Source organism: Exiguobacterium aurantiacum, assembly GCF_001766415.1.
GTDB lineage: Bacteria > Bacillota > Bacilli > Exiguobacteriales > Exiguobacteriaceae > Exiguobacterium > Exiguobacterium aurantiacum_A.
Map to the genome: position 1 here is coordinate 152,099 of NZ_MKXO01000001.1, position 14,652 is coordinate 166,750.

15 protein-coding genes are annotated in these 14,652 nt (G+C 53.0%); 13 read left to right on the forward strand and 2 right to left on the reverse strand.

The annotated features are described in order from the left end of the window. The first annotated feature begins 7 nt into the window (after nucleotides 1-7). The 3 genes from efp to accC all read left to right on the forward strand — a co-directional run bounded on the left by efp (nucleotide 8) and on the right by accC (nucleotide 2,486). Nucleotides 8-574: an elongation factor P gene (efp, locus tag BJU60_RS00780; protein WP_070327053.1), complete on the forward strand. Its 567-nt coding sequence runs from the start codon at nucleotides 8-10 to the stop codon at nucleotides 572-574. Between the two features lie 114 nt (nucleotides 575-688). Next, on the forward strand, nucleotides 689-1,135 hold the full coding sequence (accB, locus tag BJU60_RS00785) for an acetyl-CoA carboxylase biotin carboxyl carrier protein (RefSeq protein WP_070327054.1): 447 nt from the start codon (nucleotides 689-691) through the stop codon (nucleotides 1,133-1,135). 7 nt (nucleotides 1,136-1,142) lie between these two features. Then, nucleotides 1,143-2,486 carry an acetyl-CoA carboxylase biotin carboxylase subunit gene (accC, locus tag BJU60_RS00790; protein ID WP_070327055.1) on the forward strand — a complete coding sequence of 448 codons (1,344 nt, stop codon included), beginning with the start codon at nucleotides 1,143-1,145 and terminating at the stop codon, nucleotides 2,484-2,486. Nucleotides 2,487-2,767: 281 nt separating this feature from the next. On the opposite strand, the gene BJU60_RS00795 is transcribed toward accC, so the two are convergent. Continuing rightward, nucleotides 2,768-3,883: an RNA-guided endonuclease InsQ/TnpB family protein gene (locus BJU60_RS00795; RefSeq protein WP_070327056.1), complete on the reverse strand. Its 1,116-nt coding sequence runs from the start codon at nucleotides 3,881-3,883 to the stop codon at nucleotides 2,768-2,770. A gap of 252 nt (nucleotides 3,884-4,135) precedes the next feature. On the opposite strand from BJU60_RS00795, the gene nusB reads away from it, so the two are divergent. The 10 genes from nusB (at nucleotide 4,136) to spo0A (ending at nucleotide 13,742) form a co-directional block, all read left to right on the forward strand. Continuing rightward, nucleotides 4,136-4,519: a transcription antitermination factor NusB gene (nusB, locus tag BJU60_RS00800; RefSeq protein WP_070327057.1), complete on the forward strand. Its 384-nt coding sequence runs from the start codon at nucleotides 4,136-4,138 to the stop codon at nucleotides 4,517-4,519. An 87-nt stretch (nucleotides 4,520-4,606) separates the two neighbouring features. After that, entirely contained in the window at nucleotides 4,607-5,443 is an 837-nt protein-coding gene (locus BJU60_RS00805) for a bifunctional methylenetetrahydrofolate dehydrogenase/methenyltetrahydrofolate cyclohydrolase (RefSeq protein WP_070327058.1), read from the forward strand. Further along, nucleotides 5,436-6,785 carry an exodeoxyribonuclease VII large subunit gene (gene xseA, locus BJU60_RS00810; protein ID WP_070327059.1) on the forward strand — a complete coding sequence of 450 codons (1,350 nt, stop codon included), beginning with the start codon at nucleotides 5,436-5,438 and terminating at the stop codon, nucleotides 6,783-6,785. Before BJU60_RS00805 ends, xseA begins: the two co-directional genes overlap by 8 nt. Continuing rightward, nucleotides 6,754-6,984, forward strand: a complete 231-nt coding sequence (xseB, locus tag BJU60_RS00815) for an exodeoxyribonuclease VII small subunit (RefSeq protein WP_016510387.1) — start codon at nucleotides 6,754-6,756, stop codon at nucleotides 6,982-6,984. Before xseA ends, xseB begins: the two co-directional genes overlap by 32 nt. After that, nucleotides 6,981-7,856, forward strand: coding sequence for a polyprenyl synthetase family protein (locus tag BJU60_RS00820; RefSeq protein WP_070327060.1), 876 nt, complete (start codon nucleotides 6,981-6,983; stop codon nucleotides 7,854-7,856). The genes xseB and BJU60_RS00820 overlap by 4 nt, the downstream gene beginning before the upstream one ends. Before the next feature lie 124 nt (nucleotides 7,857-7,980). Continuing rightward, nucleotides 7,981-9,873 (forward strand): 1-deoxy-D-xylulose-5-phosphate synthase, encoded by a 1,893-nt coding sequence (gene dxs / locus BJU60_RS00825; protein WP_070327906.1) that lies wholly within the window; start codon nucleotides 7,981-7,983, stop codon nucleotides 9,871-9,873. 6 nt (nucleotides 9,874-9,879) lie between these two features. Next, nucleotides 9,880-10,701: a TlyA family RNA methyltransferase gene (locus tag BJU60_RS00830; RefSeq protein WP_070327061.1), complete on the forward strand. Its 822-nt coding sequence runs from the start codon at nucleotides 9,880-9,882 to the stop codon at nucleotides 10,699-10,701. A 148-nt stretch (nucleotides 10,702-10,849) separates the two neighbouring features. Continuing rightward, nucleotides 10,850-11,299 carry a transcriptional regulator AhrC/ArgR gene (gene ahrC / locus BJU60_RS00835; RefSeq protein WP_016510386.1) on the forward strand — a complete coding sequence of 150 codons (450 nt, stop codon included), beginning with the start codon at nucleotides 10,850-10,852 and terminating at the stop codon, nucleotides 11,297-11,299. Nucleotides 11,300-11,312: 13 nt separating this feature from the next. Beyond that, nucleotides 11,313-13,010: a DNA repair protein RecN gene (gene recN, locus BJU60_RS00840; protein WP_070327062.1), complete on the forward strand. Its 1,698-nt coding sequence runs from the start codon at nucleotides 11,313-11,315 to the stop codon at nucleotides 13,008-13,010. Next, nucleotides 13,011-13,742 (forward strand): sporulation transcription factor Spo0A, encoded by a 732-nt coding sequence (gene spo0A, locus BJU60_RS00845; RefSeq protein ID WP_016510942.1) that lies wholly within the window; start codon nucleotides 13,011-13,013, stop codon nucleotides 13,740-13,742. A 617-nt stretch (nucleotides 13,743-14,359) separates the two neighbouring features. Here the strand turns inward: spo0A and BJU60_RS00850 are convergent. Continuing rightward, a complete protein-coding gene (locus BJU60_RS00850) occupies nucleotides 14,360-14,608 on the reverse strand; it encodes a DUF2627 domain-containing protein (RefSeq protein ID WP_016510497.1) in 249 nt (82 codons plus the stop codon). Between the last annotated feature and the right edge of the window lie 44 nt (nucleotides 14,609-14,652).

A 14,652-nucleotide genomic window follows, 5' to 3' on the forward strand; every position in this document is an offset into this window, starting at 1 on the left:
AATCACTATGGTATCAGTAAACGATTTAAAGACAGGGTTAACAGTCAAAACATCAGATGGTTCGATTTGGCAAGTCATCGAGTTCCAACACGTCAAACCAGGTAAAGGCGCAGCGTTCGTTCGTACGAAAATGCGCAACTTACGTTCTGGCGCGATTCAAGAGACGACGTTCCGGGGCGGCGAGCGGGTCGAACGCGCTCACATCGAACGTAAAAAAATGCAGTATTTGTATCCGATGGGCGACACGTACGTCTTCATGGATACGGAGTCGTATGAGCAGCTCGAATTGACGGGCGAGCAAGTGAAAGCGGCGCTTCCGTTCATGCTCGAGAACATGGAAGTGAGCATCGCTGATTATAACGGTGAGATCCTCGGGATCGAACTTCCGACGACGGTCGTCTTGACGATCACAGAAGCTGACCCAGGTGTTAAAGGGGATACGGCGTCGAACGTCAAAAAGAACGCTACGGTCGAAACTGGCCATATCATTCAAGTCCCGCTCTTCATCGAGCCAGGTGAAAAAGTGACGGTCGACACACGTACCGGCGACTTCATGGGACGTTATAACGGGTAATACGAGCAGTGTCCATTCAAACGAATGGGCACTTTTTTTGTCGTTGCATTCACTGGTCTGACCAGTTATAGTAGAGTAGAGATTAGTACCAGGTATAAATAGGGGGTTTATTTCATGCAAATCGATCATATTAAAGAGCTGATTGAACTGCTCGACCAGACGTCTATCCATGAGATGGAGCTCGAGACGTCCGAGTTCAAACTGTCATTAAAAAAAGAAACGGCGCAGCAAATCGTCGCGAGCACACCGCTTGCTCAACCGATTACTGCTCCGTTATCTGCACCAGCCGTAGAAGAGAGCGAAGCGCCTCAAGCGGAAGTGAGCAACTTACGTACCATCACATCACCGATGGTCGGAACGTTTTATTCACGCCCGGCCCCGGATAAAGACTCGTACGTCAAAGTAGGCGACCGTGTCGAGACGGGTCAGGTCGTCTGTATATTAGAAGCGATGAAACTGTTCAACGATGTCGAGGCCGAAATCAGCGGGGAAGTCGTTGAAATCCTCGTCGCCGACGGCGATCTAGTCGAATATGGCCAAGCGCTCTTTAGCGTGAAGTGAGGGTGCTATGAAATTACTCATTGCAAACCGCGGCGAGATCGCGGTACGAATCATTCGGGCAGCCAAAGAAATGAATATCCCGACAGTCGCCGTCTTTTCGGAGGCAGATCGTGAGTCGTTGCACGTTCGTCTCGCGGACGAGGCGTATTGTATCGGACCGAACCCGTCGAAAGACTCTTATTTGAATATCCCGAACATCTTGTCGGTCGCTTGTGCGGTCGATGCGACGATGATCCATCCTGGTTATGGATTTTTGGCAGAAAATGCCGAATTCGCCGAGATGAGCGAAGCGTGCGGGATCCAGTTCGTCGGTCCAAGCAGCTATGCGATTCGGAAGATGGGCATTAAAGATGAAGCGAAACGAACGATGATCGAGTCAGGTGTGCCTGTCGTCCCGGGATCGAGCGGTGTCGTGACGGATGATGAGGCGATTGAACTCGCTCGAGAAATCGGTTATCCGGTCATCATCAAGGCGACGGCCGGAGGCGGCGGACGCGGGATTCGTGTCGCTTTCGATGAAGAAGAGCTCATCAAAGGACTCGTCGCGACCCGTAAAGAAGCGAAACAAGCTTTTGGGAACGGTGACGTCTATTTAGAGAAATATATCGAATCGTTCCGTCACGTCGAGGTGCAAGTGCTTGCTGACCAGTATGGGAACGTCATTCATTTAGGAGAACGGGACTGCACGATCCAACGCCGGATGCAGAAACTGATCGAGGAGGCCCCGTCGCCTGCAATCGACGAGGCGACGCGTCAAGCGATGGGAGAAGCGGCCGTCAAAGCGGCGAAAGCGATCCAATATTCGGGCGCCGGGACGATCGAGTTTATTTATGTCCCTGAATCGAACGAGTTTTACTTTATGGAAATGAACACGCGAATCCAAGTCGAGCATCCGGTCACGGAGATGATCACCGGCTTTGATCTCGTCCAAGCGCAACTTGAAGTCGCGCTCGGGCATCCGCTCGCCATCTCACAGGCCGATATCGTCTTTAGCGGTCATTCGATCGAATGCCGCATTAACGCCGAAGACCCGTTCACCGACTTCCGTCCGATGGCCGGCAAGATCGATCAATATATCGTTCCAGGAGGAATGGGGGTACGGGTCGACAGCGGCCTGTTCGCAGGCGCCGTCATCCCGCCGTTTTATGACTCGATGGTGGCGAAGTTGATCGTCCACGCCCCGACGCGTGAAGAAGCGATCGCGAAGATGCTTCGTGCCCTTGACGAGTTCACAGTATCGGGCATTCATACGACGATCCCGTTCCATCAACAAGTCATGGCGCACGAACATTTCCGTAACGGTGCGTTCGACACGAAATTTGTCGAAAAAGAAATGATACTGACGAAATGAGTCGAACGAGGAAGCCCGAACATTATTTCGGTCTTCCTCGTTTTTTGTACTGAATTTGTGAGTGCTTTATGCTAAACTATCACAGTCAACAACCCGCCACTTAACGCCTTGACGGTCCGTTTGAGGTGGGGGCTTGCGTCCATCGAGGACTCGACGGCGCCTCTACCCTCGTAGAGTACGGTTACGCTCGTTCCTGCCCGGTAGTGCGGACGGCGCTCATGCGCCTCCTACCTTCGCGTGGCGGAACATCGGGACGGTTGACCTCGCCCCTTCCATGGGGGTCATGCTCCCGTGGCACCTGTACCGATGTGTTCGATGCCTTTCCGATGCAGGTTCATCGCGCCGACGCGGTCATCATTCGATCGGTACCGGCAGTTCTTGCATTGGAACGTGTGCAGCTTCTTGTCCCGGTTCGCCTTCTCGGTGTGCCCGCATGTCGGACAGGTCTGGGAGGTGTGTCTCGGGTCGACGACGATCACCTTCTGACCGTTCAGTGCGGCCTTGTACTCGAGCATGCGACGGAACTGGTAGAACGCCCACGACACGGAGACGTAGCGGTTTCTCGCCCGCACCTTCTCTGTGGCGGCATGGATGCCGGTCAGGTCCTCCAACACGAACAGCGTGCCCCTCGGGTATCGGTCGACGAGTGCCTTCGTGACCTGATGGTTCACATCGGTCACATAACGGTTTTCTCTCGAGCCGAGCTGTCTCAGCCGCTTGCGGGCCGATGGGGTCTGCCGTCGTTGGAGCTGTTCGCGGGTGGCTTTAAACGTGCCTCGCTTGTGCTTCACCATTCTTCCGTCGTAGAAGGTGGTCTCGCCCTGGCTGTCGTACGTGACCGCCAGGAAGTTGATGCCGAGGTCCACACCGACGATGTTGGTGACGCAAGCGTCGTCGAGTTCGGGGAACGCCTTCGTCACGGGGATGTGTAGGAACCATTTCTCGTGTTTGTGCACCAGTTTGGCTGTGCCGAACCGCCACGTCCCGTTGAAGTACTGCCTCATGCCCTTACGCGCATAGTCCAGCTTGATCCGTCCGTCCAGCGTGTTCACGCTGAACCGGTCCTGGGTGAGCGAGTAGTCGCGGTTCCAGACGAGGTCGTATTCGGGACGATTGAACTCCACACGGGACCACGCGTGCCCGTTCGACTTCGCCGACTTGTACCGAGCGATCACCGTCTTCATGACCGACTGGGCCATCTGGCTCTTCAGGCCGAACCGTTGCCGGAGCTCGGCATAGTGCGAGTCGTTGAGGCTCGCCTGGTTCAGGTCCCTCGTCTCGAAGACGTGTCCCGACAGCCAGTCACAAGCCGACCGGTATGCGTCCATCGTTGCCCTCAGGATAGCCGCTTGAGGGGGCGGGACGAAGAGTTGGACCTTCGCAGTGATGGTGGACATTGGGTTCACCGCCTTTCACTAGAGATAATATTTTTTTCCCGTAGAGAACAGTTTACAAACGAACAACCGGAGAGGATGGGCAAGAGATGAGGCCGGTATCGATAGCGACGTTGTCTGCCAAAACGGACATGCGTGATTCAGTCCCGGCGGCAATTTCTCCCCCACTTATCGTCGGGCTGTGCCCGGAGCACGATCGAAGTAGGGGTATCCTTGCCGATTAAAGATGAAAGCAAGCAAAAGGAGAGTATCTGAATGAAACGTCATGAAGCACGGGAAAAAGCGATTCAAACGCTTTTTCAAATCGAAGTATCAAAACTTGAGGTAGACGAGGCTATCGAATTTGCCCTTGATGGCATGGACTCTGATCCATTCTACGAACAACTCGTCGTTGGAACGTTGGAGAAGAAAGACGAGATCGACGCGTTGCTCATCGAGAACTTAAAGAACTGGCGGCTTGACCGACTCGGAAATGTCGAGCGGACGATTCTCCGCATGGCGACGTACGAGTTGCTCTACGTCGAGACGATTCCGGACAAAGTCACGATCAACGAGGCGGTCGAACTCGCCAAATCGTTCGCCGATGAAGAAGCGGCCAAGCTCGTCAACGGCGTGCTCGGTAACATCATTAAAGCGTAAGCGAAGACAAGCACACGGTCTGTTAAACAAATAGAGAAGACACCACACCAACTACAGAGAAACCTAAGACAATGGGGGATGAGAGAGATGGCAGTAGTGATCGACGGGAAACAAATCGCAGCATCGTATCGGGAAACGTTGAAAGATCAGGTGACAGCTCTTCGGGCGCGCGGCATCACCCCGAAATTAAAAGTCATTTTAATCGGGGACGACCCAGCGAGCCACAGTTACGTTCGCGGGAAAGAGCGAGCGGCCAAAGAGATTGGCATCGACTCGCAAATACTTCGATTTGATGATGACATGACCGAAGCGGATTTACTGAAGCTGATTGATTTATTGAATGAAGATCAAGCGGTACATGGGATTCTCGTCCAACTCCCGTTACCGAACCATATCGATGAATCTCGCGTCATCATGCGGATTTCGCCGGAGAAAGACGTCGATGGCTTCCATCCGGAGAACGTCGGGAAAATGATGCTCGGTCTTGACACGCTGTTGCCGTGCACGCCGCACGGGATTTTACACCTCGTCAAAACGCAGACCGACCTCGTCGGGAAGCATGTCGTCGTCGTCGGGAGAAGCCAGATCGTCGGCAAACCGGTCGGCATGCTGTTTTTGAACGAGTCGTCGACTGTCACGTATTGCCATTCGAAGACGGCTGACCTCGGAGCGATGACGAGACAGGCCGATATTTTGATCGTCGCGGTCGGACGGGCCGGACTCGTCACGGCCGGCATGGTCAAACCAGGTGCGATCGTCATCGACGTCGGTGTCAACCGTGTCGACAATCGTCTCGTCGGGGATGTCGACTATGAAGGTGTCAAAGATGTGGCGAGCGCCATCACGCCTGTACCTGGCGGCGTCGGACCGATGACGATCACGATGCTCATGCATAACACGGTCGAGGTCGCTTCGCGTGGCTAATCCGATTCAAGTGTCCGAAGTCGTCCGTTACGTCAAACGACAGCTTGACGACGATCCGATTTTACAACAAATCGCGGTCGTCGGTGAGATCTCGAACTTTAAACGTTACGCTTCGGGTCATTGCTATTTCACGTTGAAAGATGAGGCGTCTCGTATGAAAGCCGTCATGTTTTCACGTGACGCCAGAACGCTCACGTTCGAACCGACAGACGGGATGAACGTCGTCGTCGTCGCTCGCGTGACGATGTATGAGGCAACGGGTGACGTTCAGCTGTACGTTGAACTGATGCGTCAAGACGGTGTCGGTCTATTGTTTGAACGTTACGAGGCGAGAAAACGCGAACTCGAAGCGAAGGGGTGGTTCGACGCGGAACGGAAGCGTTCGCTCCCGGCCTTCCCTGAACGAATCGGGATCATTACGTCCCCCAAAGGTGCTGCCTTGCACGACATCGCGACGACACTGCGGCGCAGGGCGCCACACGTAGCCATCACGTTCGCCCCGGTTGCCGTCCAAGGTGACTTGGCGGCCCCGCAAGTGGCGAGTGCGATTCGCTGGATGAACGAACGGACGGACTGTGACGTCTTGATCGTCGGCCGGGGCGGCGGCTCGATCGAGGAACTGTGGGCGTTCAACGAAGATATCGTCGTTGAAGCGATTTACAACTCGACGATTCCGGTCATCTCGGCCGTCGGTCACGAAACCGACTTCACGCTTGCCGATTTCGTCGCCGACTTACGTGCGGCCACACCGACGGCTGCGGCGGAACTCGCAACGGCGACGATCGATGCGCAGCGAAAAGACGTCGAGCGTTTGACGATGCAGTTGCAGCGTTCCGTCACGAATCAAATGACAGCTGTGCGCGACCGGCTCGAACGGGCGGCGAACAGCTACGGGTTGAAGTCGCCGCGGTTCACGCTCTCACAAAAGCGGGACCGGTTCGCTCAGGCTGAGATCCGTCTCGAGCAAGGTGTCACCAAACAACTGACGTTCGCCCGCCATCGTCTCGCTCAATCGCAGCAGCGGCTCGATGTCCGGAATTTGGCTCGGGCACTGCGGACGAACGATGAACGGTACCGTCAATTTGAAGGACGACTGAACCGGATTCGGCCGCTCGAACGGCCGACCGAACGCTTTGCCGCGCAGGTCGGCAGGTTGCATGCGGTCAGCCCGCTCGCGGTCCTATCCCGAGGCTATACGCTTACCGAGCAAGACGGGACGTACGTGAAAGATGTCAAACAACTACATGACGGAGTCGTGACGATCCGTTTCCGTGACGGTCATGCCGTCGCGGAAGTGAAGGAGAGACATTATGGCGAAGAAACAAGAAGAACAGACGTTTGAGACGGCGCTAGCCCGACTCGAAGACATCGTGGCGAAACTTGAGACTGGAGAAGTCGCGCTTGAAGAAGCGATGACGCTCTATGAGGAAGGTGTTCGTCTGTCGGCGCTTTGTCAGTCAAAATTGACGGCTGCCGAAAAGAAAATGGACGAAATTTTAGAACTGGACGGTACGCTCCGTGACAAAGGAGGCGCCGTATGAGTCAGTTGATGCTCGATGAGTGGAAACGTGCGGTCGAACAGGCGATGAGTCGTCTCGTTGACGACGCGGCCATGCCGAAGCGACTGTTCGAAGCGATGACCTATTCATTAGAGGCAGGTGGGAAACGGATTCGTCCGGCCCTCCTGTACGCCGTCCTCGATACATACGGCCGACCGATTGAACTCGGTCACGAAGCCGCCGTCGCACTCGAGATGGTACATACGTATTCACTCATTCATGACGATTTGCCGGCGATGGACGACGACGATGTCCGCAGAGGCCGTCCGACGAACCATCGTCAGTTTGATGAAGCGACCGCGATCCTTGCGGGCGATGCGCTCTTGACGGACGCATTTCAAGTGATCACCCGCACGCACGCCGCGCCTGAAAAACTAGTGAGTTTGATTTCACGGTTCAGCGAGGCGGCCGGTAGTGCCGGGATGGTCGGTGGACAGCTAGACGATATGCTAGCCGAGAAACGACAACACGTATCGTTAGAGACGCTTCAGTCGATTCATGCCCGCAAGACCGGGGCGCTGCTCGTCTATGCGCTCGAAGCAGGAGCGATTTTGGCCGATGCGTCCGCAAGCGACCAAGCGGCATTGAAGCGTTTCGGAGCGCATCTCGGTGTTGCGTTCCAAATCCAAGATGACATTTTAGACGTCGAAGGCGACGAGGCGTTGATTGGGAAGCGTGTCGGTTCGGATGAAGGGAACGATAAATCGACGTATCCGAAGCTGCTCGGTCTTGACGGTGCGAAACAAGCGCTCGCTCAAGAAGTCGCACAAGCTGAAGCTGCGCTCGCCGAACTGTCGGTCGCTTCACCTCGTTTGCATGAGCTACTTTACTTTGTCGTCAAACGCAATCATTGACTTTAGGTGACACGATGAGCACATCGTGTCACCTTTGTTTTTCTGTATGTATAGCATATATGGACACATTCTTGTAAAATGTAAGGTACGAATCAGTAATACGACAGGAGAAAGGATGGTCATCATGGACCTGACATCCATTCAAGACCCGTCATTTTTAAAGAAAATGTCGGTGACCGAGATCGAAGCGCTTGGCGCAGACATCAGACGGTTCTTGATTGAAAAATTGGCAGAAACGGGAGGGCATCTCGGGCCGAACCTCGGCGTTGTCGAGTTGACGCTTGCCTTGCACCGTGTATTTGACAGTCCGAAAGATCAACTCGTATGGGACGTGGGGCATCAAGCCTATGTCCACAAAATTTTAACGGGACGGACGAACCAGTTCGACACGCTTCGCCAGTATAATGGCTTATGTGGGTTTCCGAAGCGCTGTGAGAGCGAGCACGATGTATGGGAGACGGGGCACAGTTCGACCTCGTTGTCGGCGGCAATGGGGATTGCCATCGCCAACGAGCTAAAAGGGCGAGCGAATGATCGCGCCATCGCCATCATCGGAGACGGTGCTCTCACGGGCGGAATGGCGCTCGAAGCACTCAATCACATCGGGGCCGAGAAACAAAACGTCATCGTCATTTTAAATGACAATGAAATGTCGATCGCGCCAAACGTCGGGGCGATGCATAATATGCTCGGCCGGATGCGGGCGTCACGTAAACTGAAGCATGCCCGCGAGGAAGTCGAAGCGCTCATCAAGCACATCCCGATTGTCGGAAGTTCGCTCGAACGCAGTGGCGAACGAGTCAAGTATATGTTGAAGTCGGCACTCATACCGGGTACGTTCTTCGAAGAACTTGGCTTCACTTACTTTGGACCGACGGACGGTCACGATTTGAAAGATTTGCTCGAGACACTCGAGTATGCGAAAAAAATTGATGGACCGGTACTCGTCCATGTCATCACGAAAAAAGGCAAAGGCTATCGCCCGGCCGAACTAGACGGCATCGGGACGTGGCACGGTCTCGGACCGTACAAGATTGAATCTGGTGAAGTCATTAAAGGGAAAGTCAAAGGACCGAGTTATTCAAAAGTCGTTGCCGAAACGATTACGAAAGTCGCGGAGACGGATGAGCGTGTGACGTTGATCACGCCAGCGATGAGCGTCGGTTCGAAACTGGACTGTTTCAACAAGCAATTCCCGGAACGCATGTTTGACGTCGGCATCGCCGAGCAACATGCGGTCACGCTCGCCGGAGGTCAAGCGACACAAGGTCTCAAACCGGTCGTTTCGATCTATTCTACGTTCTTCCAGCGCGCATATGATCAGCTCGTGCACGATATTTGCCGCCAAAACTTGAACGTCGTCTTCACGATTGACCGGTCGGGCCTTGTCGGCGCCGACGGGGAGACGCACCAAGGCGTGTTCGATATCGCCTTCATGCGCCATGTGCCAAACATTCGGATTTTGATGGCGAAAGATGAGGAAGAATTGCAACATCTCGTCTACACGGCGTTAAAATACGATGATGGACCGATCGCTGTGCGGTTCCCGCGTGGAGAAGGCATCGGTACCCCGATGAGTGAGACGTTGCGTGAACTTCCGCTCGATGAGTGGGAAGTCGTGGCTGACGGGACGGACGTGGCTATCTTGACGTTCGGGCCGCAAGTACAAGATGCGCTAGAAGTGAGAACGCTCCTCGAAGGACAACGGAGCGTACGGGTCATCAACTGCCGTACGATTAAACCGCTCGACGATGCGATGCTTACCGCGCTCTATGAGGAAGGCATCCCGCTCGTCACGCTCGAAGAGGCCGTTCTTGCCGGAGGATTCGGAAGCAGCGTGCTCGAGCATGCGAGTGATGCGAGACAGTTCCCGCGCGTCCTTCGTCTAGGGATTCCGGACCGTTATATTGAACATGGCGCGGTCAATCAACTGCTAGAAGAGATCGGGCTCAGACCATCTCAAATCGCGGAATCGGTAGAGCAGTTCATTCAAATGACAAATCGACAGAATGTGTGAGGAATTATGGAAAAACGAAATAAAACAAGATTAGATGTATTGCTCGTCGATCGCGGATTAGCGGAGACGAGAGAGAAAGCGAAACGGGCCGTCATGGCCGGAATCGTATACAGCGGGACGGAGCGGCTCGATAAAGCCGGCGATAAAGTGTTTGACGACATCCCGCTCGAAGTCAAAGGGCAGACAATGCCTTACGTCGGCCGTGGCGGGCTAAAGCTTGAAAAAGCACTCCAAGTGTTCCCGCTCGACGTCTCCGGGCGGATCGGGATCGATATCGGCTCGTCGACGGGTGGTTTTACCGACTGTGCCCTTCAAAACGGGGCGACGCAAATGTATGCGGTCGACGTCGGTTACAATCAGTTGGCTTGGAAGCTTCGGAGCGACGAACGTGTCGTCGTCATGGAACGGATGAACTTTCGGCACGCGACGAACGAGCAGTTCCCGATTCAACCCGACTTTGCGACGATTGACGTCTCGTTCATCTCGCTTCGGCTGATGATTCCGCCGTTAAAACAAATTTTAAAACCGGACGGTGTCGTCATGGCGCTCATCAAGCCTCAATTTGAGGCCGGTAAAGCGGATGTCGGAAAAAAAGGCATCGTTCGGGACCGGTCGATTCATGAACGCGTCGTCAATGAGATGGTCCGCTACTTCGCATCTGAAGGGTTCTGGGTCGAAGGGCTCGACTTCTCACCGATCACTGGCGGTGACGGCAATATCGAATTCTTGCTGTTCGCCCGTTACACGGGGATCGGTGGGGTCGAACCAGCTCTCGACGTGTCAGCGGTCATCGACAAGGCACATACTCAACTGAAGAAAACCGTATGAACAGCTGCAGACGATTTGTCTGCAGCTGTTTTTAAAGGTGGTTGCTCACCATATCTTTCCTTTTCAACCTTGGAATGGTAGACCTTTTTTCGTCAATACTTTAGAATGATACTGTATATGTGAAACGAAAAATGAGGTGTCAGGGCGTATGAACAAAGGACAACGATTGATTAAAATTCGAGAAATCGTTACGAATCGTGAAATTGAGACCCAAGATGAACTCGTGGACGAACTCCATCGGTCTGGTTACCCAGTGACGCAGGCGACAGTGTCGCGTGACATTAAAGAACTTCATCTCGTCAAGGTGCCGCTCAACGACGGCCGCTATAAGTATAGTCTGCCGGCCGACCAGCGCTTCAACCCGTATGGCAAGATGAAACGGATACTCGGAGACAGCTTCGTCTCAGTCGACTCGGCCCAAAACTTGGTCGTCATGAAAGTGTTGCCCGGTAATGCGGACGCGATCGGCGTCTTGATTGACCACTTGTCATGGGATGAATTAATCGGGACAGTGTGCGGGGATGATACGATCTTGATGATTGCACGGGATGAGGACCAGGCGAAGCAGATCATCGAACGACTACTCGGAATGTTATGAGGTGAATTATCAGATGTTAGCAGAACTATCGATCAAACAATTTGCGATCATCGATGAATTGAACGTCACGTTCAAGCGCGGGATGACCGTATTGACCGGAGAGACCGGGGCGGGAAAATCAATTCTCTTGGATGCGATCGGACTGCTCGTCGGAGGACGAGGTTCGAGTGAATTCGTGCGTTACGGTCAAGATAAAGCGGAAATCGAAGGGCTGTTCGTAGTCGAACCCGATCACTTGATCATCGAGGCGGCGACGCAGTACGGAATCGAGATCGAGGAAGGGACCGTCATTTTGCGCCGTGATTTACATAGTAGCGGTAAGAGTGTGTGTCGTGTCAACGGCAAAATGATGCCGCTGTCGACGTTGCGTGAGTTGGGACGTCTCTTGGTCGATATTCATGGACAACACGAGCACCAACATTTGATGGATGCCGAGCATCATCTCGGCATATTGGACAGTTTCGGCGAAACGGATCTGGCCCCGTTGTTAGCGCGTTATCACGAGACGTACACCGATTGGAAACGTGTCGCTGATGAACTGAAACGACTCAGTCAGAGCGAGCAGGAATTGGCCCAACGAATGGACTTATTATCGTTTCAAACGAATGAAATCGACGCGGCCGAGCTCAAAGTCGGGGAAGAGCAGGCGTTGACTGAAGAACGGAACGAACTTGCAAACTTTGAACGGATTCATCAGCACGTCCGCTTGTCCTACGACGCCGTTGCGGACGAGGGGAAAGGGATTGATCAAATCGGCATCGCGATGCGGGAGATGGAAGAAGGTTCGGCGCTCACGGCATCACTTGCGCCGATGGCCGAGATGATCTCGAACGCATACTTCCTGCTTGAAGACGCCAAGTTCCAATTGCGCGACCAACTCGATTCGCTTGAATTTGATCCGATCCGGCTCGATGAGATTGAAACGCGCCTCGCGTTGTTCCAACAATTGAAACGGAAATACGGGGCGACGATTGACGACGTCATCACGTACGGAGAAAAAATCACAGAAGAGTTAAAAACGATGACAAATCGGGAAGAACATCTTCAAGAAATAACAGATCGTCTCGACAGGCTCGAACATTTGATGCGTTCGGCCGGCCTCGAGTTGTCGGCAGCAAGGAAACGAGCAGCCGGCGAGCTTGAGAAGGCAATTCAGCGTGAGTTGAAAGAGCTCTATATGGAGAAGACGAAGTTTGAGGTCCGATTCAAAGAAGTGTCGTGCAAGGCGGACGGGCTCGATCAAGTCGAATTCTATATGATGACGAACGTCGGAGAGCCGTTCAAGCCGCTAGCGAAAGTCGCCTCAGGCGGAGAGCTATCACGGGTCATGCTCGCGTTAAAATCGATTTTCTCAAGGACGGTCGGTGTCGCGTCAATTATTTTTGACGAAGTCGATACGGGTGTCTCGGGACGGGTTGCCCAAGCGATGGGGGAGAAGATTTTCCGCTTGTCGGTCGGTTCACAAGTGCTTTGTATCACGCATTTGGCCCAAGTGGCCGCCATGGCGGATCATCACTTGTATATTACGAAGACCGAGACGGACGAACGGACGAAGACAAACGTCGCCGCGCTTAGCCATGAGGACCGCATCGATGAACTCGGAAGAATGATTGCCGGTGCGCAAATGACCGATCTGACGAAACAGCATGTGGAGGAGCTGCTTGATATGTCCCTCCAATTAAAACGGAAGTTTATCGAAGGAGTGTCTTAATTGATTACATTATGCATTGCGGACGACAATCGTGAAATCGTCGACTTGTTGACTCGACAACTTGAGTCCGAGTCCGACTTGAAAGTCGTAGGGACCGCTTTCGACGGCGAAGCATGCTTAGACGTCGTCAAGACACACCAGCCGGATGTGCTACTGCTAGATATCATCATGCCGCATCTTGACGGGATCGGTGTGCTAGAACGGCTTCAAGTAGACTTTCCGAACACGAAGCCGGAAGTGATCATGCTCAGCGCTTTCGGGAAAGATGAAGTCACGAAACAAGCCGTTCAACTGGGTGCTTCTTATTTCTTGGTCAAACCGTTCAACATTCAACAACTGATCTCTAAAATTCGCGAGCTGGCTGCGGGTTCAAGCCGCGAGTTCGAGCCGATGTCGCCAGAAGAACTCGATATCTCGCTCTTGTTGCAACAGCTCGGCATCTCGCCGCGGATCAAAGGATTTAAGTATATCCGCCAAGCGGTCGTCTATGTGAGGGAGCGGCAAGAACTTTTAGGGTTGATCACAAAGGAATTGTATCCGATGATCGCCAAAGAACATGAGACGACGTCGTCTCGGGTCGAGCGGGCGATGCGTCACGCGATTAAGACGGCTTGGGAAAATGGGATGCGGGATCACGAGATGTTTGACGGTCGTCCGGAGCGAGAGCGCAGCCCGAAAAACTCAGAATTTATTTCGTATTTCGTAACGTACCAATCGTTCAAACAACAGTGAAGGAGTCAGGGGAATCCCCCTGATTTCTTTTCTTTTTTTATAAAGAAAGCGCTTGCATTTTTGATGATTCTTGTTATAATAAAGGTGTACCAAGTTACTTGTACGAGCGTCAGATGAACGCTTTCTAACATGTTCCGGAACAGGTTAGAGCAAGAAATCATCTCGGCTCGCTATCCGTTAATAGCTCAGAGGTGCGAACGACATCTCAAATCGTTATTGTTCCGACGAGAGGTCGCGACATTCGCTCATTTGCGAGACGATTCCGACATCGGTTCGAAGCTAGGGACCCATGTCAGGGTAAAACGAATCGTTCAGTTGACCAAAAGGAGTGTTGTCAATCGTTGAACATCTCATGGCAAGCGTTCGACTTCACAATGGATGGTTGGACATGACCCGATGAACATTTGTTAGTAACTCGAATGAGTACGTTTCCGTTCACGCAAGACGGCAGTTACTAATTTCTTTCAAACTTCTTCATTAAGAAGACCATTGGATCTCATGTCAAAGCAGTATAGCAAGTCTGAAAGGAGATCATCCGTAGTGATCACAATTCAATATGAATAAAAAGGTTCCGCACTTGAAATGAAGTCAAGTTAGGGAACCTTTTTTTTGTGTGTTCAAGAATCTATTCGTGGGACTTTTCCTGTCTTTTTGTCGCGATTAAAGATATACCCTGCAACGAAACCGATACCGCCCATTGCCAGTAACAGACCGAACGTTCCTTGCAACATCGATGCTGCAGCAACCGACTCGATCCATGTGAATGGGGCACTCGTTTTTAAAAAGAAGCTGTCACGTAAAAGCTTGATGCCGTAAACGCCGAATAGGCCTGGGATGATTAGGATCAGAAGCGCGATCACACGCATAGTATCTCCTCCTTTTCCACTCATTATTTTAACAGAAAACGAGA

Bases quoted from the DNA above. Each gene is read 5' to 3' on its own strand.
- BJU60_RS00830 (WP_070327061.1), top strand. From the start codon at position 9,880: ATGGAAAAACGAAATAAAACAAGATTAGATGTATTGCTCGTCGATCGC.
- nusB (WP_070327057.1), top strand. From the start codon at position 4,136: ATGAAACGTCATGAAGCACGGGAAAAAGCGATTCAAACGCTTTTTCAA.
- xseB (WP_016510387.1), top strand. From the start codon at position 6,754: ATGGCGAAGAAACAAGAAGAACAGACGTTTGAGACGGCGCTAGCCCGA.
- recN (WP_070327062.1), top strand. From the start codon at position 11,313: ATGTTAGCAGAACTATCGATCAAACAATTTGCGATCATCGATGAATTG.
- BJU60_RS00820 (WP_070327060.1), top strand. From the start codon at position 6,981: ATGAGTCAGTTGATGCTCGATGAGTGGAAACGTGCGGTCGAACAGGCG.
- accB (WP_070327054.1), top strand. From the start codon at position 689: ATGCAAATCGATCATATTAAAGAGCTGATTGAACTGCTCGACCAGACG.
- ahrC (WP_016510386.1), top strand. From the start codon at position 10,850: ATGAACAAAGGACAACGATTGATTAAAATTCGAGAAATCGTTACGAAT.
- efp (WP_070327053.1), top strand. From the start codon at position 8: ATGGTATCAGTAAACGATTTAAAGACAGGGTTAACAGTCAAAACATCA.
- BJU60_RS00850 (WP_016510497.1), bottom strand. From the start codon at position 14,608: ATGCGTGTGATCGCGCTTCTGATCCTAATCATCCCAGGCCTATTCGGC.
- dxs (WP_070327906.1), top strand. From the start codon at position 7,981: ATGGACCTGACATCCATTCAAGACCCGTCATTTTTAAAGAAAATGTCG.
- BJU60_RS00795 (WP_070327056.1), bottom strand. From the start codon at position 3,883: ATGTCCACCATCACTGCGAAGGTCCAACTCTTCGTCCCGCCCCCTCAA.
- BJU60_RS00805 (WP_070327058.1), top strand. From the start codon at position 4,607: ATGGCAGTAGTGATCGACGGGAAACAAATCGCAGCATCGTATCGGGAA.
- accC (WP_070327055.1), top strand. From the start codon at position 1,143: ATGAAATTACTCATTGCAAACCGCGGCGAGATCGCGGTACGAATCATT.